Consider the following 18,123-nt stretch of genomic DNA (forward strand, 5'->3'; position numbering starts at 1 on the left):
CTCCCTTAAACAATTGCCAGACCTAGGCCACCCGCGATCAAGACCACACCCACAGGCCGAATTATACGTTGCCCGATGTCAGGCAGTTTTTCCAATATCATCAGGACTGTTGCCAGCCCCATCCAAAGCAAGCTCATCACGCCGCCAACAAACCCCAGCGCCATGAACCCCCAGCAGCACCCAGCGCAAAACGCACCAAGGCCCAACCCCATACGCAAGCCACCGGCAAAGCCTGTGCGCCACTGGCCCAGAAAATAGCGCATCGGTGCATGGCAAACTCCGTGGCAGACCTCTTTCGCGCGGGTGAACTGGAACGCGCCAACAACGATCAGCAATATCGCCGACAACCAGCGCGGGGCGACGCCCAGCATATTGATCACGCCGCCAAAGAGCAGTGCGATCTGTGCGGCCGCGATAAGTGCCGCAAATGCGACCCAGACGATGAAATACCCCAACAGCACCCCCAGCCAGCCGGCACGTGTGCCGTCGGCACTGACCATCAACTGCTCATAGGTCGTCAGCGTCGGCACAAGGGTCGGCAACATCATCGCCGCCATCATGATCGCCCACATCGTGAACAGCGGACCAAAGCGCGCCATGGGCATATCCATCGGCATACGCGGGTCCATATCGGCCATGCGTTGGCCCATCGGACCCGGACGGCCCAGCAGGTCCAAATCCATATCCATCGCCATCACATACATGATCCACCACGCCGCAAGGATCGCGCCGAAAAACGCCAGCCAAAGTGATGATCGGATCACATGCGACACTACCGCTCTCTCTCCCCCCAGCGAGTCAGGACCTGACCAAAGATATGTCAGAGCTTGGAGCGGCTGACAAATGAAACGCACTTTGATGAGACAGGCGCCATACTGTAAAGCGAACCTATGCGCACATTGTCGCAATGGGATGATGTGCCGATCGCTGAAGATTTCATCGAAAAGCGGACAGTTAAGCCTACAAATGATACTTGCCGCGCCCCCTGCGCAAACCTAGCTTATCAGTCAAAATACAACGGGAGAACACACATGAGAATCACCCTGCCCCTCGGCGCCGCAACCCTGGCCTTTTTGGCCAATGCAAGCGTCGCACAAGACGCCGATCTGCTTGTCTTTGACTATTCAGGCTTTGAAAATCCGGACTTCCACCAAGCCTATATCGAAGCCCATGGCGATAGCCCCAGCTTTGCGTTTTTCGGGGACGAAGATGAGGCATTCCAGAAAATCCGTGCCGGTTTCAAAGCAGACGTGGCCCATATCTGTGCGGGATCAGTCAGCAAATGGAGCGAAAGCGGCATTCTAGAGCCGTGGGATACCAGCAAGATCACAGCTTACGACGATCTGGACAGCAACCTGACCGGCACAGATATCTCTGGGGGAGAAACCTTTTTCATCCCGACCGATTTCGGCTCCACCGCCATTGCCTATAACCCAGAAGAGGTCGCCGAAGACGCGGTGGCCAGCCTCAACGTGTTCAAAGACCCTGCCTATGCAGGCCGGGTGACCCTGCCCGATAATGTCGATGACGCCTATGCGCTGGCCTATCTGGCGACCGGAGTGGACAACTGGCAGAACGCGACTGATGAAGAATTCGAAGCGGCCTCCAACTGGCTGCGCGAAGTACATCCGAACCTGCGCACCTATTGGACTGATCCGAGCGAGCTGGCACAGCTTATGGCCTCGGGCGAGATTTTGATCAGCTGGGCGTGGAATGAAACCTACCCGACCATGGTCGAAGAAGGCCGCCCCATCGGGTTCCAGCGCGAGGCCGCAGAAGGATCGTCTCTTTGGCTTTGCGGGTATGTGAACCTTGCTGACGGTCAGGGAAGCGAAGACAAGACCTATGATTTTCTGAACGCAATGCTGGCTGAATCCTCGGTCATGCCGCTGCTGGACGAAGGATACGGCTCCGCCAACGCCGTCGCGCTGACAAGCCAGGTGGATGAGGCGGATCTCGAAGCCTCTGGTCTGGGCGTGATCGACGTCCCGGTTCTGGCACAGCTCCCGATGAGCAACGCGATGCGCGAACGGCAGGCCGAAACGTTTGAGCTGATCAAGGCAGGGTTCTAAAGCGTTTCGGTTTTAACCTGAGACATCACAAATCACCAATTGCGTTTGAGCCGCAAGCGAAAGGCAGCGATTGATGATTCAGGTGTCAATCGAAATGCTCTCAGCCCCCTGCAACGACACGGCACAGGGCAGCGCATCACACGCTGCCCTTTTTGTTATGGCGGGGGTGGGTCAAGACCCACCTTACGACGTCGCAACGGTGCGCGTGTAACACTGACGCAGCATCTGACATTGCCGTTTACTCTGACGCCAAACAGGTTAATGACTTCACCAACTCACGCACAATCCGGACACAGATGACCCCGCGCACGATCATAGCACCCGTATCAGCCCCCCGCCGCGGCGGTGACGCATGATCTGGCGTGCTTTCATCACAGCGCTGCTTACGCTGGCGTTGATGCTGGTGGGCACCGGGCACAAGCCGCTTGATCCTTTGGCCGAACAACAGGCGACCGCCTATGTTCTGGCTGGCGGATCTCTCGCGGATATTTGCGGGGGTGCGACTGGCGATACGGATATGTTGCATACGGGCCCGTGTCAGGCCTGTATCATCAGCGCGACCTGCGCCCTGCCCGCCCCCGCGACAGTGACCGCGCAAGAGAACCTGTCATTTGCCATCCGCTGGGTGGCCCTGCCAGCGCGGCTGGGCACAATTCGAACCATACACGCCGCCCCGGCCCGCGCGCCCCCTTTTCGGCTGATCGCCTGAACCATCCATACGATCAACCCGACCGCGCCACCGCGCTGGTCAACCGAAAGACAAAGCAATGAAACTGACTCAACTGGCCGCACTGGCCGTATTCGCCTTCACCGCCGGCACCGCACTGGCTGACGAGACACTTAAGATCGAAAAGCCCCACGCCTTTGAAACACCCCCCACCGCAGGGGCTGGCGGCGGATTCATGAGCATCACCAATATGGGCGAAACTGACGACGCGCTGATCGCCGTCCGTGCTGATTTTCCCCGTGTTGAACTGCACACCACCGAATTTACCGATGACGTCGCCCGCATGAAACATGTGGAAGAAATTACCATTCCCGCGGGTGAAACTGTCGCCTTGGAGCCGGGCAGCTATCACGTGATGCTTATGGGCATTCAGGGCATGCCATTGGTCGCGGGTGAAAGTTTTCCCGCCACACTGGTTTTTGAACACGCCGGTGAGGTCGAAGTCACATTCGACATCGTCACACGTGATATGGACCATGCGGGCCATGCGAACCATAATCACTAAATTCGGATCGCGCTGCCGGATATGTTTCGGCAGCGCCTGCACAGTCAGGAGACATCCATGAAACCTGCTCTTTTTGGTGTTGCGGTTATCGCAGCGGCCGCCGGGCTTGGCGGTTATGCCACCTATGTTGCCAAACAACAGACCAACCCCTGCGGCAGCACCGCTGTTGCGGGCGGTGCCATTGGCGGCCCGTTCGAGCTGATGTCCGAAACTGGTGAAACCGTGACGGATAAAGACGTGATCACCAAACCCACGCTGGTCTATTTCGGCTATACGTTCTGCCCCGATGTTTGCCCGCTCGACAGTATGCGCAACGCGCAGGCGGCCTATCTGCTTGCGGATCAGGGCGTTGATCTGGGCACCGTGTTCATCTCTGTCGATCCGCAGCGGGATACACCCGAAGTCGTGCGCGATTTTACCGACAACTTCCACGATGACATGATCGGGCTGACCGGCACCCCGGAACAGGTCGCCGCAGCCTCGCAAGCCTATAAGACCTATTACAGGGTGCAAGAAGGTGACCCGGAGTATTATCTGGTGGACCATTCCACCCAGACCTATCTGGTCTTTCCCGATACAGGCTTCGCAACATTCTTCAGGCGTGACACCACACCCGAAGAAATCGCCGCAACCACGGCCTGTTTCGCGTCTCAAATGACCTAAAAGAATGTCCTGCGCCATGTGAAAACAGGCGCAGGACACATCGCGCCCCGCTGCGCTGCCATGCAGCTATTGATTTCGGCCACAGGCGCGCCAATTCGTGGCAGGTGAACAAAAGGACCGGCCATGGATATCATCAACATCATCTTCGCCCTCGCCAGCATCGCGCTGGGCTGCTTTGGCTGGCTCGCGCCGCGCTACACGATGCAGACGCTGGAAATGCAAGCAGGCGCATCCACAATGGCAACATCCGAAATCCGCGCATCTGCCGGGTGCCTGTTCGTGGGGATGGGGGTCGGGGCGCTGCTGCTCAGCACCCCCGCCGCTTATACGATGCTGGGGTTTTGTTGGCTGGGTGCGGCCACAGGCCGTCTGACGTCCTTGCTCTTTGACGGGCGATCACGCAAAAAAATTGTGTTCTTCGTTGTAGAGGCCAGCGTTGGCCTGACCGCAATTGCGATCAACCTTTAAAGAACGCAACACACTTGCAAATAGCAAAAGACCGCCCCGATCACAGGGCGGCCTTTTTGTTCAGTGAAATGCCCCAGTAAAAAGCATTCAGCGGTAAAGGGTCGAGCCTGACACAAAAGAGATTTCCGCCTCGGTCAGTTCATACTCAGCATCCCGATCTTGACCGCATCCGGTAATTTCCATGTCACCGCCAAGATTAAGATGGCTGTCACTTTCAAAATAGACGCCAGTACCCTGCAACGCCCCGCCGGGGTGAAGCATCGGCGCCACGCCAACCATGCCGTTGACACGTGCACCTTGTCTCCAACCACCAAGTGACAATTGATTAGTGCCAAAGAGATAGACATTGTAAGCGTCATCGTCACAAGGATCTGCTTGATCCCCCCAATCAACGCTTCCAGAGAAGTTTAAGTTTGTCCCCATAAAAAAGATATCGTCGAAAAACAATTTCGGACCACCGCCTACGCCAATATTTCCCTGAGAGACAATGGCGACGTCTTCGATATCCACACCACCCGAAAATTGGACACCCGCACTGGACAGGTAAATCGTATGTGGCAGCAGGTCTCCGGGCTGAATAGACCAGTAGTTTTCACGCATATGCACCGTCGTTTTGCCCTGCGCGTCGAAAACAAAATCCGGAATGATGCCTTCGTAGTCGTCCTGCTTCAATGTGTATTCGCCAACATAGTACCATTGTTGCCCGCCGTAAGGCGCGGCAGGCTTATACCAAAGCGCTGAATTATCCGCGCGCCCTTTCCATAATTCATCCCAGATACTGGCATGCATGGCGTCAAGCTGCGGCAACAAGGTTGGCTGCATCGAACGCGCAACCTTCAAAGCGTCTTCTTCAAGAGTTTTTGGCTCATAACTCGCGATATAGATATCATCCAGATCTGGCGTGGACATTTTAACAAGGGGATTGTAGTAATCGCCCCCTCCGGTCGCGACGCCCTGTTCACCATGGATACAGACGGCGCCATTCAATTCGTTGCTGCCGCCAGTCTGCACTGTTTTGGTGCTGATAAACACCGCATCACTGCACCCAACGCGCGCACCACCTGCTAGCCCGGCGCTGCCAATGGCAACAGATTGGGTCGTAACATCCAGTGTATCCAACCCCACAAACTTTAAAAGATACGTGGGAACAGAGTTTTGTCGCAATAAATTGCGTTCCGCATCAACGCGCACCGCATTAAAGGTTTCATTTTCATCAAGACCATGCACAAACTCAAACGTCTCCGGGTCGATATGCCCCAGATGAATGTCAGATTCGGTGATTGCTTGCGTTGTCGATAAGTTCATATTCGCGACTGTCATTGCAATCTGCCGGGCGATAGTCTCATCATGCAAATTCGCAGCACCTGCAAGTGACGCCGCATCCGTTGCGATCTGCATTTTCGTTCGGATGCGCCAGCCATTAGCCTGATCAAGCGCCAGTCCCATGATGCAAAGCGCAAACAACGTAAAAAACAAGCCCGCGATTGTGGCTCCGCCATCTTCGTCCGTTTTAAAGGAATGAATCTTATTTCTAAGCGATTTAGCCATCATCTTGACCATCGCTTTCTACCCACATGGCAACTTCTGCCGACAATTGGCCCGAGGACAGAAAACCACTTAGCCGGGCCGTTTGTGAAAAAGGCATACTGGCCGTCGTTGTAACGAAACCATTCGCTTTGACGATATGAACCTCGATATCGCCTGAATCAAAGCGGGTCAGAAAAAGCTCTTCTGCTTCATCTTCTGTTTTCAAACCCAACGCGACCTGACGCGATGAATCACGCGCCGCATTATACATATTCTGCTGCTCATGCATTAAAAGCGTCGCATCAGTTGTTAAGGTCAATAACGCGACCATTACGGGCAACCACAACAAGAATTCAATTGTCACCACACCGTCTTCATTTTGACGCCAGCGGCGGACATTCGACAAGTTGGCCATATCCACACCTATTAGATATTTTCGTATTTCTCGATATACGCGACAACTTGCTGACAGCGGGACTAATGCTCGGCATATATTCGCCACGTATATAATCAGTCCACTAAAGCAAGCAATATCAATAAGTTGAGCCGCAACCAATTCCTTAATTTTGACAAAATTCGACCCAGATTACCACCGTCCGAATTAACAGTAAGAGACTTTTTTAAGCAAATGGGTTGTTTCATTGTGCAACCAGCACTATGTGTCATCTGTCCTTCGGGACTATGGACATAAACGCGCTCGTAATAAGCGGATCGGACCCGGGGGCGGTACCCGGCGTCTCCACCAAATATCCTTCATTTGGGGATCATGGGGACGAAACAGGATCGACGAACGTCTAAAGGGGTTTTGCTTTGTCTCGGTGAGATACCACCGTTATCGGTTCAAAAAAGCTAGTTGCAAATGACAACAAAGCACCGATGGCTCTCGCAGCGTAAGCTGTGCGAAATATCGAAAACTTAAGCCCTATGGTTTTGCGACCATAGGCGGGGTTCGCAGGTACCTGGCAACAGAAACCTGCACTTTCCCCCTTCCATCCAGCCAAGTCAGTCGGCGCGTATCTCGTGCATTGGCACAGTCAGATCACCTGCCTGTCCCTGCCCTGCCTGCGGGTTTATCTCTGTCGTGTCAGCGACCATAGGTGTGGTCACCATGGCAAATAGGATCACAACGGCCAAGGCGCGAAGGTTTCGTTGATACATGGGTCAGACCTCTCCGGGGTGCTGCGCGTTAAACTTGTGCCAGCGATTCCGCCAGCACAGGCAATAGATAGGGTAGACCGCCACGGCGATCCCCGTACCAATGGGAGAACTCAACAACGCACATTGAAACCATCAAACCTTGCACCAACCGGGCAGTCGATGATGTGACTTGCATTGGATGCGCGGCATGCGCACGATGCTGTCATGCCTCATATTAACTTACTGTTTGCATTTCTGATAGCGCTGGTTCCCGTATCGGCGGTTCCTTGCGAAACGGCACTTATGCTGACGATTGATGTGTCCAATTCCATCGACAGTACAGAATATCGACTACAGACAGACGGGCTCGCCGATGCGCTGCGTGACCCTGAAATCGTCGAAGCGATGACTGCGGGCAGAATCGCGATCGCCGTTATGCAATGGTCCGGGGCGGACCGGCAGGAACTGTCGATCCCCTGGACCCGGATCAACACTACCTATGACGCTGCAATCCTGTCACGTGAGGCCCGCGCGATGGAACGCGCCTTCATTCTGTCCGACACCGCCCCGGCAGAGGCGATCTATTTCGCGCTCCAACAGTTCAACAGCGTTCAAGATTGCGAACGACGGGTCATTGATGTGTCAGGCGACGGCACGCCCAACGGCGGCACAAACGTGCACGCAGCACGCAATGCAGCAGAACAGGCAGGCGTCACCATCAACGGTATCGCGATTGAATCCATGGGCATGGCCATCACCAATTTCTATCGCAGCGCGGTGATTACTCGAAACGGCTTTGTCATCACCGCCCGCACCCACCGGGATTACCCCACCGCGATCCGCGCAAAAATCCTGCGCGAAATCAGCAAGATCATCGGCTGAATATTGACGGCACGCCCCCGATGTCACACCCCTGACACAGTGCTAAGGTCGGGGTGACACCATGGAAATGACAGGCAAATCGCATGCGTGCTGAACTGCTGCGGGTCTTCGGGCGGATCGGGCTACTCTCCTTTGGCGGGCCCGCAGCCCAGATTGCGCTGATGCACAAGGAACTGGTCGAAATCCGCAACTGGCTGACCGAGCCGCAATTCCTGCGCGCCCTGTCCTTTTGCATGCTGCTACCGGGGCCAGAGGCGATGCAACTGGCCACCTATGCAGGCTGGAAACGTCAGGGGATCATCGGCGGGCTGATCGCAGGCGGGTTGTTTGTACTGCCCGGCGCGGTCGTGATCGCACTGCTGGCGCTGACATATGCCACCTATGGGAACCTGCCACTGGTGCAAGCGCTGTTTCTGGGGGTCAAAGCAACCGTTGTCATCATTGTTATCCAAGCATTGATCCGAATGTCGCGACGCGCCCTACAGCGCCGAACGCATCTGTTCATCGCAATCGCCGCCTTCGTTGCGCTATTTATCTTCGCCCTGCCCTTTCCGCTGCTCATATGTATCGCAGCGCTGATCGGGGCGACCCAGCCTGACGGGGAAGCCGATCCGCCACTGGCAACGCAGGGGCAGTTCCGGCGCAGTCTGTGGGTGGTGCTGTTCGGTGGGCTGATCTGGGGGGCGCCTCTCCTCATTCTCGCGCTGCTCCAACATGACTTCCTGCTGGATGTGGGGCAGTTCTTTTCCACACTGGCCGTGGTGACATTTGGCGGGGCCTACGCTGTGCTCGCCTATATGACGCAAGCGGTCGTGCTCCAGTATGGCTGGATCAGCACGGCGCAAATGCTGGATGCGCTGGGGCTGGCTGAAACCACACCGGGGCCGCTGATCCTCGTCACGCAATTCGTGGCAATGATCGCCGGGCAAGCACAGGGCGGGATCGGGCTGGCGCTGCTGGCCGGTGCATTGGCGCTTTGGGTGACCTTCGTGCCTTGCTTTATCTGGATCTTCGCTGGGGCCCCGCTGATCGACTGGCTCGAAGGACGACCGCGACTGCGGGCAGCACTCGCGGCTGTCACCGCCGCCGTGGTGGGCGTGATCGGCAACCTGTCACTTTGGTTCGCGCTGCATGTGTTTTTCGGCACGGTAACTAGCATCCGCTGGGGGGCGGTGACCACATCGGCACCCATGCTCAGCACACTACAACCTGCCGCCATCGCACTCGCGGGCATCGCCGCGATACTGCTTCTGTGGCGGCGTTGGCCCCTACCTGCGGTGCTGCTAATGACCGCGCTGCTCGGTGGTCTGCTAAGCTTAAGATAAGATCACTCTTTCCTCCGGCATCGAATCCCCTATGCTGGCAGGGGTGATGTGAAAGGATTATGTTGTGGACCGTTCGATTGACTATGGAAACCTGATGCACCGGGCAATGCGTGGCCTGATACAGGAAGTCCTGATTTCGGTCGCGAAAGACGGGCTGCCCGGCGCACACCATTTCTTTGTTACGTTTGATACCATGCACCCGGATGTGGAAATCGCCGACTGGCTGTCCGACCGCTATCCGGGCGAAATGACGGTGGTGATCCAGCATTGGTTCGACAATCTCGACGTCACGAACGAAGGCTTCACCATCACGCTGAATTTCGGCGACAGCCCGGAAACGCTCTATATTCCATACGACGCAATCAAAACCTTTATCGATCCCTCTGTGGAATTTGGCCTGCGCTTTGAAACACAGGATGATGACGGCGAAACAGCTGAGATCGTCGAAGCGCCAATGGACGAAATGGTTGAACCTGACCCTTCGGACAATACAGAACAGAAAGAGGCCGAAGTCGTCAGCCTCGACCAGTTCCGCAAGTAACCAGACGCACACCCTGTCTGCATTGCGATATTGCGGTCTGCCATCCCCCCCAATATAGGTCTTTCAAGATTTATGAGGGGATATCATGACCGATACACGTACCGAAACCGACAGCTTTGGCCCGCTTGAGGTCCCCGTTGACCGCTACTGGGGCGCGCAAACCCAACGTTCGATCATGAATTTCCCGATTGGCTGGGAAAAACAGCCCGTCGCCATCGTGCGCGCGCTTGGGGTGATCAAACAGGCCTGCGCCATGGCCAACCGCGACAGCGGCAAGCTGGATGCAGAACTGGCCGACGCCATGATCGCCGCCGCGGCAGAGGTCGTCGCAGGCAAGCTTGACGATCACTTCCCGCTTGTCGTCTGGCAAACCGGGTCCGGCACCCAATCCAACATGAATGCCAATGAAGTGATCAGTAACCGCGCCATCGAAATGCTGGGCGGTGAAATCGGCTCCAAATCCCCCGTCCACCCTAATGATCACTGTAACATGGGGCAATCATCGAACGACACCTTCCCCACCGCAATGCACATCGCCGCCGCGACCATGGTACGCGACGTGCTGCTGCCGGGGCTGAACAAACTGCTGGCTGGGCTGGAAGCGAAATCCGAAGAATTCAAAGATATCATCAAAATCGGCCGCACCCATACGCAGGATGCGACGCCACTGACGCTGGGCCAGGAATTTTCCGGCTATACCCACCAGATCCGCCAAGGCATCGCGCGCATCGAAATGGCCCTGCCCGGTATTTATGAACTGGCCCAAGGCGGCACAGCCGTCGGCACTGGCCTGAACACGCAAACCGGCTGGGGCGAAACAGTCGCCGCCAATATGGCCGAAATCACCGGGCTGCCTTTTGTGACCGCACCGAATAAATTCGAAGCACTGGCCGCCCATGACGCGATGGTCTTCATGTCCGGCGCGCTCGCGACCGTGGCCGGGTCCATGTATAAAATCGCCAATGACATCCGCTTCCTCGGCTCCGGTCCCCGTTCTGGCTTGGGCGAACTGGTACTACCGGAAAACGAACCCGGCTCTTCGATCATGCCCGGCAAGGTGAACCCGACCCAGGCAGAGGCGATGACCCAAGTCGCGGCCCATGTGATGGGCAATGACGCGGCAATGAAATTTGCAGGATCACAGGGCCATTTCGAACTGAACGTCTATAACCCAATGATGTCCTATAACCTACTGCAATCCATGCAGCTTTTGGGCGATGTCGCGGACAGCTTCACCGAACGGATGCTCAACGGGATCGAAGCGAACAAGCCGCGTATCGAAAAGCTGATGCAGGAAAGCCTGATGCTGGTCACGGCACTGGCGCCGACCATCGGCTATGACAACGCGACCAAGGTCGCCAAGACCGCGCATAAGAACGGCACCACGCTCAAGGAAGAAGCCATCGCGCTGGGCTTTGTGGATGCAGACACCTTTGACAAAGTTGTGCGCCCCGAAGATATGATCGGGCCCAAGTGAAGCCGATCAACCTGAACCAGGCGCGCAAGGCGCGTGCCCGGGCTGCGGCAAAAATCAAAGCGGATGAAAACGCCATCCGCTTTGGCCGCACAAAGGCCGCGCGCGCATTGGATACAAAAACGGCGCAACAGGCCAGCGACCGGCTTGATCAGTTGAAACGCGACGATGACAGCTGACCACCGGCGCCCGGTCAAACGCTCGCTCACGCTGCGCGGCCACCGGACCAGCGTATCACTCGAAGATATTTTCTGGGATGAATTCCGACGTATCGCGGATCAGGACGGCAAAACCATCAATGGTCTTGCCTCTGAAATAGACGAAGGCCGCGGAGACATCGGTCTCGCATCGGCCTTGCGTGTCTACGTGTTAGAGCGCGCATTGTCGCGTCAGCCATAGCGACGCGGTTCAATGCGCGATCAGTCTTTTGAATAAAGCGCACCGCGCAGATTAGACAGGCGGTCACGATCCTGCTTTTCACCATCATTCAGCTTGGCAGGTTTGACATCGCGCGTGGATTCAGCGCGCGAGCCATTTGTGAACAGCCTTGCCACCTCATGTGGTTTCAGCGGTTTTTTCGTCACGGTTGTTTTGTTCTTCTCTGCGGCCCGCTTCCGTCCCAGAAGCCCAAATTTTGAAGAACCAGGTAAAGCAATCGTCATGTTAACCCCCATATCCTTTAGAGTGTCTGTCGGCACATCTTAGGTCGTATTCAGCAAGAAGATAGCAACGCGTGTTTGGTAGCGCTAAACTACATTCCCATTTAAACAGGATCGGGTCCAGCATCCTGATCAAACGGATGAATTTTAGGCGCGTCTTCGCCGAATATGCGCCATTCCCCTTATGTCCTGTGACCAAATTGCCCAATTTTCACGCTGTTCACGGCGGTGTGAATGCCTCTGCTCCTATCGCGGTGCGAATCGCAACCAAATTCCGTTCTCAGCGCGCACCGTCAGATGCGCCACCGGCACCGGTTCTTGCCCCTCTGCCAATGAAAACTGATAGTTACGCAGCATTTGCGCCAGCAACACGACCCCTTCGATCATCGCGAATCCGGCCCCGGGACAGACACGCGGCCCGCTTGAAAATGGCAAATAAGCTTCCCGCGCGCAGCTTTTGCCGTTCTCTGTTTCCCAGCGCGCTGGATCGAATGCGTCCGGGTTTTCCCAAAGCCGGGTCTGACGATGCAAATGCCAGGGCGACAGGACAATCTGCGCGCCCACAGGCACATCCCGGTCGCGGAAATGCTCTGGCTTGACCGTTTCGCGTACCATCATCGGCACCGGCGGATACAACCGCAGCACCTCGCGAAACACATCACGGGTCTGCTTCAGCTTTGACAGATCAGCAAAGCTATCGCCAAACCCCCGCGCCTCTGCGGCCAGCCTGTCCTGCCATTCAGGATAGAGCGCCAGCAGATACAGCGCCCACGCCAGTGCTGACGCGCTTGTCTCATGCCCTGCGAGGAAAAAAATCGCCACCTGATCAACCATCTCATCACGGGTGAACCTCTGCCCGGTTTCAGGATCGCAGGTTGTCATGATCTTGGTCGCCAAATCATCCGGTGCATCGCCCGTCGCGATCAGATCCAGCCGTTCCTGCGTCAGATCAGTGATCAGCGCACGAATACTCCGGGCGTTCTTTCTGGTCCCCCGCCGAAAAAACCGGGGCATCCAGCTCGGGCCGGGAACAAACGCAGCAAGGTTCAGGATCGGCTGCGAGCGTTGATAGGCCTTGAACGCAGCAAACACCCGGCTTGCGGTTTCATCCTCGATCGGCAGCGAAAACAGCGTGCGAAAAATGACATCCGCAGCCACATGACTTGTCAGCGCCTCGCACTCTTGTGGGGTATCATCCGCCAGTGGGGCCATCCGGGCCACAGCCGCCTGCCCCGCCGCCAATATCCCCGGAAACGTGTCGCGTAACCGGCCGCCTTCGAAGGCGGGATCAATGATCCGGCGCTGCCTGCGCCAGATATCACCATTGGTAACAAAGACGCTTTCCCCCAATAACGGACGCAACCCGGCGCCGATCCGATCCGATTTCGGGAAATCCGCAGGGCGCGCATTCAGCACCGTGCGGATCAGCGGCGGATCATTCACCAGATAGCTGCGAAAGAACGGTGTGCGAAACTCTGCCATCCACGCCCGATAAAGCCGCGCAGGCTGCGCCGACAGGATATCGCGGCGAAACAAACGCAGATGCCGCCATAACGATACCTTATCCGGGCGGGCCGTCGGTTTCGGAGGCGCGCGCCCGCTCAAGGCATCAGCGACGTATAGCGCGACACCGCCACATCAATCCGCGATTTCGATGGGGGCCTGTCACGATAGCGATCCGCCAGTAAAACCGGGCCCGCCGTGATCTGGAAATAGTCGTAGTCGCGGGGACGATCAAACGCGCAGAGATACTGAAAATGCAGGCGGAAGAACCTCCATCGCAGCTCTTTCCACGTTTCCGGTGACAAGGTCTGCGTGAACGCCGCCGACATAATCAACGGCCAGCGTTTGCCCGGCGGCGTGATCCCTGTCACGGCCACCGGATCGCACAGCGCGAAAGAACAGCCATCCCCCGGCGCCGACACATCAATCCACGTGATCAGATCATGGGTGGCCAGAAACACCATATCACTGCGCAACCGCCGGGCACGCGGCAGGAAAGATACCATCGGAATCACCTGCCCCAACGACAGAAATGCCAGCTTAGGCCCCCCTTCCGCCGGAACCCGGCCTGACCGGATCAGGTCAGCCAGAACCGAAATCGCGATATGCGCACCAGAGGAATGCCCAACCACCAAAATCTCATCCACATTACCGCTGAATGCGTCACCGATGGTTTTGGTAAACTCTGCAATCCGCTCTTCCAGCTCTGGCGGATTCGCCCCGCGATGCTTGGCGGTAAAGGCATAATCATGCATCAGGTAATAGGCATATAGCTTGCCATCCTGCGCCTTGAACCAGCGCAGCAGGTTGACCAACACCACCGCCAGAATGCCATATTTCAACAGCGCGGCCACCCAGCCCAATGCAGTCGCCGCACCGCCAGAGGTCAGCCCAGCCAAAGCGGCAAGCCATAAAAGGGCTGATTCAACCAGACCACCCAGAGCAAGACCCAGCCACAAGGCAAAGAACAACTGCGCCAACAGCATTGCCACCGGATAAAGCGCGGCCAGCACCGGGCCTTTGCGCATCCAGAACAGGCGGCGCAGCGTGCCGGTGGTGATATAGGTCCAAGAGGTCTGAAATAATTGCAGATATGTGCCGGGGATCGACTGTGTCATGCTTTGACGCACAATATCCGACCAGGTCAGCACATCGACACGGGCCACGACATCCTGATGATCAATCGTCGCCGCAACAGTCCAGCCATCTGTCTGCCCTTTGGCCTGCCCTTGCACCGCAATGTCATAGCCGCTCAGCCCGGCCTGCTTTTCACTTTCGCTGCGATAAAGCTCACGATAGCGCCGCGCCGGAAACGGATCATAGCCCGGAATATGAAATACCCAGCGCCGTTTGACCCGCGTCATCTCTTCAGTCATCGATTGGTCCCGTCTTCATCCCCGCAAGGCAAAGCGTATCCGGTTTGAATTGGGAATATAAGTCTTTAGCCCAATGTCGCGAGGGCGGGAAATCGCTCAAGCAGCCACCAACTCAGGGCGGTGAACTGCCCGGTCAGCATCATCATGCCCACAGTCCACAGCAACAGGCCGGAAATCCGCTCAATCCGGTCCATATGTCGCTTCATCCAACCCATGACATTCTTGAGCCGTGGAAAGAACGCCGCCACCAGCAAAAAAGGAATCCCCAGCCCGAACGCATAGGCGGCCAGCAGAACAGTACCACGCGCGACCTCGCCTTCGGTTGCAGCCAGCGACAGGATCATCCCTAAGATCGGGCCCAGACAGGGCGTCCAGCCAAAGGCAAACGCCAGCCCAAGGATATAGGCCCCAAAAGCAGACCCGCCCCGGTCACCCGCCGCCACTCGCATCTCACGGTCCAGAAAGCCGATACGAAAGACACCGATGAAATGCGCGCCGAGGATCATCACGGCAACCCCGGCAATGATGATGAACCACTCCTGATACTGCAACAAACTGCGCCCCAGCGCCGACGCCGCCATGCCCAGCAACATGAACACGGTCGACAGACCCAGAACAAAGAACACCGCCGCGCCAAAGACACGGCGTCTCGCCTGACGCGCCTCTTCCATCTCGGACACAGACACACCGCCCATATAGGCCAGATAAGGGGGGACAACCGGCAAGACGCAGGGGCTGAGAAATGACAAAAGCCCCCCTACCAACGCCACCAGCATGGCAGGGATCAGGGCCGCATCTAGGATCAAACTGGTCTCGAACATCGCACTTCCTTTGCGCCTTCCTATGACAGGCGCAGGCAGAGGTCACGGCGCATTGCGTCACAACTTGGTGGACAATCTGAAATATTGCACCTACCTCGCGGTCATGACCCATGATGCCGACCTTGATGCCAAAGGGCTGCTCTGCCCCCTGCCAGTTCTGAAAGCGCGCAAACGGCTGCAAGCGTTGCGCAGCGGCCAAATCCTACGGGTCGAGGCCGACGACCCCGCCGCCATCATCGACATCCCCCATTTCTGCCATGAGGCCGGGCACACTCTGCTGGGGTCCGAGGATCTGGGTAAAACGCAGGTCTACCTGATCCGCAAAGGCTGACAGGTTAGCGTGGCAAGAGCCGCAGGCGAGCGAATACCTGGCCCGCTATTATACCATCGCTGACACACACAGATTTACCGTCTTTAAATAAGTAAATATCCCGAAAGGAATAGAAAACATGATTGCCTATGTCACAGTCGGCGCCGATGATATTGCCCGTGCAAAACAGTTTTACACCGCATTCCTACCCGCTCTTGGGTACGGATTGGACGAAGGACCAGAAGGTCTAAGCTACACCCTGCCCGTCGAACCGGGTCAGCGCCCGGCACTGCCCGACTTCTATGTCAAACCCACCTTCGATGGGCGGCCAGCCACCGCTGGCAACGGGTCCATGGTCGCCTTCGAGGCAAACAACCAAACACAGGTGCAGGATCTTCACGCCGCCGCACTGGCCGCAGGCGGCACAGACGAAGGGCAGCCGGGCTTTCGCGCCGCTTACGGACCACACTTCTACGTCGGCTACCTCCGCGACCCAGAAGGCAACAAAATCGCACTCTTTTCCAGCGATCCAAACGACCCCACGCGTGACGGATAACGGCGCATACTGCCAAAAGGTCTGGCACGAGCCGCTGCTCATAAAATGGTGGTATCTGGCGTCGCTCTCAAAACCTATATGATCGACAGTTGGGCGATTCCACGGCGCTAAGCTTAGCACTGACAAAGATGATGCCGCGCGAGCCGCTCGGATCCTTTGGAACAAATTTTAGGACTATGCCAAGACCGAATGGCCCCTATAACGGGATAGGGCTGCAGGTTAATTTCTACTAATGCGCGATACGTCAACATCATAAGGACGTCATTACAATGCCAGCACTTGATGCACAGGCAGATGGGGCGGGCCAGTCAGGGAAACTGCGCCGTTCTCTGACCACACCGCTGCTTACGCTCTATGGGCTTGGCGTTACCATCGGGGCCGGGATTTACGTACTGGTTGGGACAACAGCGGCAGAGGCCGGGATCTACGCGCCAATTTCCTTTCTGGTCGCCGCAATCGTTGTTGCCTTCACGGCCTTTTCCTACGCCGAGCTTTCGACACGCTATCCGGTCAGCGCAGGCGAAGCTGCATATGTGGAAGCTGGCTTTCGCTCCGCTACGCTGGCCACGCTTGTCGGACTGGCCGTCGCTCTTTCAGGTATGGTTTCTGCGGCCGCTGTCGCCATAGGGGCTGCATCCTATCTCCAAGGTTTGATCGCAGCACCGCACGCTGTGCTGACCGTTGGGGTTGTCGCGTTGATGGGGCTCATCGCCATGTGGGGCATCACCCAGTCAGTCACGGTGGCTGCAATCATCACACTGATCGAAATTGGCGGTCTGATCTTTGTAGCTGTTTGGGGCTTTGGTGTATCAGAGCCTCTTGGCGTTGCTTTGCTCGATATACTGCCGCCCCTCACTGGCCCCCACTGGACAGGAATCGGCGCAGCCTCACTATTGGCGTTTTTCGCATTTGTAGGCTTTGAGGACATGGCCAACGTCGCAGAAGAGGTGAAAGACCCGGCATCGACCATGCCAAAGGCTATTGTATTTACGCTGGTCATTGCGACTTTGCTATATATTGTGACGACGACTGCCGTGCTCTTGGCTGTACCAATTGACGCCTTGGCCTCTTCCGCGGCCCCGCTCTCTTTGGTCTTTGCCACAGCGCCAGCAGGCATCCAACAAAGCTTTGCGATCATCGCAATTGTCGCCACTGTGAACGGCGTATTGATCCAGATGATTATGGCATCGCGCGTCATTTATGGTCTCGCAGACCGAGGGCATCTGTTTTCTTCTTTGGCGATCGTATCGCGCAGAACACAAACGCCAATCGTCGCAACGGTTCTGGTCGTGTGCATCATATTATTGTTGGCCTTGGCATTGCCAATCAGCGCCTTGGCCGAGCGCACATCGCAGATCGTTCTCTTGGTTTTTATTTTGGTGAACGTCGCATTGATACGGCTGAAATGGCGGGGCGACAACGGGTCCGACCACTTCACGGTACCAATGGTGGTGCCCGTCATGGGCGTCCTAACGAGCTTGCTTTTGTTCGCGACCGCGTGGATTTAAAAGCGGAGCCAACATTCCTACAGACCGCAAATAAAAAGCCCCTACCAATGGCAGGGGCTTTTCCATTTC

At 56.6% G+C, this 18,123-nt stretch carries 22 protein-coding genes and 1 other RNA gene; 15 read left to right on the plus strand and 8 right to left on the minus strand.

Features of this window, described 5'->3' with window-relative positions:
* Positions 1-5: 5 nt before the first annotated feature.
* On the minus strand, positions 6-773 hold the full coding sequence (locus ACJ5NV_RS11600) for a DUF2182 domain-containing protein (protein ID WP_411643876.1): 768 nt from the start codon (positions 771-773) through the stop codon (positions 6-8).
* Positions 774-1,031: 258 nt separating this feature from the next.
* On the opposite strand from ACJ5NV_RS11600, the gene ACJ5NV_RS11605 reads away from it, so the two are divergent.
* The 5 genes from ACJ5NV_RS11605 to ACJ5NV_RS11625 all read left to right on the plus strand — a co-directional run bounded on the left by ACJ5NV_RS11605 (position 1,032) and on the right by ACJ5NV_RS11625 (position 4,435).
* Complete coding sequence (locus ACJ5NV_RS11605) at positions 1,032-2,072, plus strand: extracellular solute-binding protein (protein WP_411643877.1); 1,041 nt, start codon at positions 1,032-1,034, stop codon at positions 2,070-2,072.
* Positions 2,073-2,424: 352 nt separating this feature from the next.
* Positions 2,425-2,781, plus strand: a complete 357-nt coding sequence (locus tag ACJ5NV_RS11610; RefSeq protein WP_411643878.1) for a hypothetical protein — start codon at positions 2,425-2,427, stop codon at positions 2,779-2,781.
* Positions 2,782-2,839: 58 nt separating this feature from the next.
* Positions 2,840-3,304, plus strand: a complete 465-nt coding sequence (locus tag ACJ5NV_RS11615) for a copper chaperone PCu(A)C (protein ID WP_411643879.1) — start codon at positions 2,840-2,842, stop codon at positions 3,302-3,304.
* Between the two features lie 57 nt (positions 3,305-3,361).
* Positions 3,362-3,967 (plus strand): SCO family protein, encoded by a 606-nt coding sequence (locus tag ACJ5NV_RS11620; RefSeq protein ID WP_411643880.1) that lies wholly within the window; start codon positions 3,362-3,364, stop codon positions 3,965-3,967.
* Positions 3,968-4,090: 123 nt separating this feature from the next.
* Positions 4,091-4,435: a DUF4345 family protein gene (locus ACJ5NV_RS11625; RefSeq protein WP_411643882.1), complete on the plus strand. Its 345-nt coding sequence runs from the start codon at positions 4,091-4,093 to the stop codon at positions 4,433-4,435.
* Positions 4,436-4,522: 87 nt separating this feature from the next.
* Here the strand turns inward: ACJ5NV_RS11625 and ACJ5NV_RS11630 are convergent, their stop codons facing one another.
* Positions 4,523-5,995: a Tad domain-containing protein gene (locus tag ACJ5NV_RS11630; protein ID WP_411643884.1), complete on the minus strand. Its 1,473-nt coding sequence runs from the start codon at positions 5,993-5,995 to the stop codon at positions 4,523-4,525.
* Positions 5,976-6,377, minus strand: coding sequence for a TadE/TadG family type IV pilus assembly protein (locus ACJ5NV_RS11635; protein WP_411643886.1), 402 nt, complete (start codon positions 6,375-6,377; stop codon positions 5,976-5,978). The genes ACJ5NV_RS11630 and ACJ5NV_RS11635 overlap by 20 nt, the downstream gene beginning before the upstream one ends.
* A gap of 214 nt (positions 6,378-6,591) precedes the next feature.
* On the opposite strand from ACJ5NV_RS11635, the gene ssrA reads away from it, so the two are divergent.
* Positions 6,592-6,942, plus strand: a transfer-messenger RNA (tmRNA) gene (ssrA, locus tag ACJ5NV_RS11640).
* A gap of 22 nt (positions 6,943-6,964) precedes the next feature.
* On the opposite strand, the gene ACJ5NV_RS11645 is transcribed toward ssrA, so the two are convergent.
* Positions 6,965-7,120, minus strand: coding sequence for a hypothetical protein (locus ACJ5NV_RS11645; RefSeq protein WP_411643888.1), 156 nt, complete (start codon positions 7,118-7,120; stop codon positions 6,965-6,967).
* 204 nt (positions 7,121-7,324) lie between these two features.
* Here ACJ5NV_RS11645 and ACJ5NV_RS11650 point away from each other — a divergent pair, with 204 nt between their 5' ends.
* The 6 genes from ACJ5NV_RS11650 to ACJ5NV_RS11675 all read left to right on the plus strand — a co-directional run bounded on the left by ACJ5NV_RS11650 (position 7,325) and on the right by ACJ5NV_RS11675 (position 11,720).
* Positions 7,325-7,981: a DUF1194 domain-containing protein gene (locus ACJ5NV_RS11650; protein ID WP_411643890.1), complete on the plus strand. Its 657-nt coding sequence runs from the start codon at positions 7,325-7,327 to the stop codon at positions 7,979-7,981.
* 83 nt (positions 7,982-8,064) lie between these two features.
* Complete coding sequence (locus ACJ5NV_RS11655; protein ID WP_411643892.1) at positions 8,065-9,306, plus strand: chromate transporter; 1,242 nt, start codon at positions 8,065-8,067, stop codon at positions 9,304-9,306.
* 64 nt (positions 9,307-9,370) lie between these two features.
* Complete coding sequence (locus ACJ5NV_RS11660; protein ID WP_411643894.1) at positions 9,371-9,847, plus strand: SspB family protein; 477 nt, start codon at positions 9,371-9,373, stop codon at positions 9,845-9,847.
* Between the two features lie 85 nt (positions 9,848-9,932).
* Positions 9,933-11,324, plus strand: coding sequence for a class II fumarate hydratase (gene fumC, locus ACJ5NV_RS11665; protein WP_411643895.1), 1,392 nt, complete (start codon positions 9,933-9,935; stop codon positions 11,322-11,324).
* Positions 11,321-11,500 carry a DUF4169 family protein gene (locus ACJ5NV_RS11670; RefSeq protein ID WP_411643896.1) on the plus strand — a complete coding sequence of 60 codons (180 nt, stop codon included), beginning with the start codon at positions 11,321-11,323 and terminating at the stop codon, positions 11,498-11,500. The genes fumC and ACJ5NV_RS11670 overlap by 4 nt, the downstream gene beginning before the upstream one ends.
* A complete protein-coding gene (locus ACJ5NV_RS11675) occupies positions 11,490-11,720 on the plus strand; it encodes a ribbon-helix-helix domain-containing protein (RefSeq protein ID WP_411643898.1) in 231 nt (76 codons plus the stop codon). The genes ACJ5NV_RS11670 and ACJ5NV_RS11675 overlap by 11 nt, the downstream gene beginning before the upstream one ends.
* Positions 11,721-11,740: 20 nt before the next feature.
* Here the strand turns inward: ACJ5NV_RS11675 and ACJ5NV_RS11680 are convergent, their stop codons facing one another.
* The 4 genes from ACJ5NV_RS11680 to ACJ5NV_RS11695 form a co-directional block, all read right to left on the minus strand.
* Positions 11,741-11,905 (minus strand): hypothetical protein, encoded by a 165-nt coding sequence (locus ACJ5NV_RS11680; RefSeq protein ID WP_411643900.1) that lies wholly within the window; start codon positions 11,903-11,905, stop codon positions 11,741-11,743.
* 321 nt (positions 11,906-12,226) lie between these two features.
* Complete coding sequence (locus tag ACJ5NV_RS11685; RefSeq protein WP_411644105.1) at positions 12,227-13,522, minus strand: cytochrome P450; 1,296 nt, start codon at positions 13,520-13,522, stop codon at positions 12,227-12,229.
* 59 nt (positions 13,523-13,581) lie between these two features.
* Complete coding sequence (locus ACJ5NV_RS11690; protein ID WP_411643901.1) at positions 13,582-14,859, minus strand: hypothetical protein; 1,278 nt, start codon at positions 14,857-14,859, stop codon at positions 13,582-13,584.
* A gap of 65 nt (positions 14,860-14,924) precedes the next feature.
* On the minus strand, positions 14,925-15,680 hold the full coding sequence (locus ACJ5NV_RS11695; protein WP_411643903.1) for a cytochrome c biogenesis CcdA family protein: 756 nt from the start codon (positions 15,678-15,680) through the stop codon (positions 14,925-14,927).
* 103 nt (positions 15,681-15,783) lie between these two features.
* On the opposite strand from ACJ5NV_RS11695, the gene ACJ5NV_RS11700 reads away from it, so the two are divergent.
* From ACJ5NV_RS11700 to ACJ5NV_RS11710, 3 genes are all read left to right on the plus strand, one after another.
* Positions 15,784-16,011, plus strand: coding sequence for a sulfurtransferase TusA family protein (locus tag ACJ5NV_RS11700; protein ID WP_411644107.1), 228 nt, complete (start codon positions 15,784-15,786; stop codon positions 16,009-16,011).
* Positions 16,012-16,129: 118 nt separating this feature from the next.
* Complete coding sequence (locus tag ACJ5NV_RS11705) at positions 16,130-16,546, plus strand: VOC family protein (protein WP_411643905.1); 417 nt, start codon at positions 16,130-16,132, stop codon at positions 16,544-16,546.
* A gap of 269 nt (positions 16,547-16,815) precedes the next feature.
* Entirely contained in the window at positions 16,816-18,054 is a 1,239-nt protein-coding gene (locus ACJ5NV_RS11710; RefSeq protein ID WP_411643907.1) for an APC family permease, read from the plus strand.
* The last annotated feature ends 69 nt before the right edge of the window (positions 18,055-18,123 follow it).

The sequence above is a fragment of the Loktanella agnita genome (assembly GCF_046640325.1).
Lineage (GTDB): Bacteria > Pseudomonadota > Alphaproteobacteria > Rhodobacterales > Rhodobacteraceae > Yoonia > Yoonia agnita.

Excerpts from the sequence above, each read along its gene's own strand:
- ACJ5NV_RS11605 (WP_411643877.1), top strand. The coding sequence starts at position 1,032 with ATGAGAATCACCCTGCCCCTCGGCGCCGCAACCCTGGCCTTTTTGGCC.
- ACJ5NV_RS11610 (WP_411643878.1), top strand. The coding sequence starts at position 2,425 with ATGATCTGGCGTGCTTTCATCACAGCGCTGCTTACGCTGGCGTTGATG.
- ACJ5NV_RS11615 (WP_411643879.1), top strand. The coding sequence starts at position 2,840 with ATGAAACTGACTCAACTGGCCGCACTGGCCGTATTCGCCTTCACCGCC.
- ACJ5NV_RS11620 (WP_411643880.1), top strand. The coding sequence starts at position 3,362 with ATGAAACCTGCTCTTTTTGGTGTTGCGGTTATCGCAGCGGCCGCCGGG.
- ACJ5NV_RS11625 (WP_411643882.1), top strand. The coding sequence starts at position 4,091 with ATGGATATCATCAACATCATCTTCGCCCTCGCCAGCATCGCGCTGGGC.
- ACJ5NV_RS11630 (WP_411643884.1), bottom strand. The coding sequence starts at position 5,995 with ATGGTCAAGATGATGGCTAAATCGCTTAGAAATAAGATTCATTCCTTT.
- ACJ5NV_RS11635 (WP_411643886.1), bottom strand. The coding sequence starts at position 6,377 with ATGGCCAACTTGTCGAATGTCCGCCGCTGGCGTCAAAATGAAGACGGT.
- ACJ5NV_RS11645 (WP_411643888.1), bottom strand. The coding sequence starts at position 7,120 with ATGTATCAACGAAACCTTCGCGCCTTGGCCGTTGTGATCCTATTTGCC.
- ACJ5NV_RS11650 (WP_411643890.1), top strand. The coding sequence starts at position 7,325 with ATGCCTCATATTAACTTACTGTTTGCATTTCTGATAGCGCTGGTTCCC.
- ACJ5NV_RS11655 (WP_411643892.1), top strand. The coding sequence starts at position 8,065 with ATGCGTGCTGAACTGCTGCGGGTCTTCGGGCGGATCGGGCTACTCTCC.
- fumC (WP_411643895.1), top strand. The coding sequence starts at position 9,933 with ATGACCGATACACGTACCGAAACCGACAGCTTTGGCCCGCTTGAGGTC.
- ACJ5NV_RS11675 (WP_411643898.1), top strand. The coding sequence starts at position 11,490 with ATGACAGCTGACCACCGGCGCCCGGTCAAACGCTCGCTCACGCTGCGC.
- ACJ5NV_RS11690 (WP_411643901.1), bottom strand. The coding sequence starts at position 14,859 with ATGACTGAAGAGATGACGCGGGTCAAACGGCGCTGGGTATTTCATATT.
- ACJ5NV_RS11695 (WP_411643903.1), bottom strand. The coding sequence starts at position 15,680 with ATGTTCGAGACCAGTTTGATCCTAGATGCGGCCCTGATCCCTGCCATG.
- ACJ5NV_RS11700 (WP_411644107.1), top strand. The coding sequence starts at position 15,784 with ATGACCCATGATGCCGACCTTGATGCCAAAGGGCTGCTCTGCCCCCTG.
- ACJ5NV_RS11705 (WP_411643905.1), top strand. The coding sequence starts at position 16,130 with ATGATTGCCTATGTCACAGTCGGCGCCGATGATATTGCCCGTGCAAAA.
- ACJ5NV_RS11710 (WP_411643907.1), top strand. The coding sequence starts at position 16,816 with ATGCCAGCACTTGATGCACAGGCAGATGGGGCGGGCCAGTCAGGGAAA.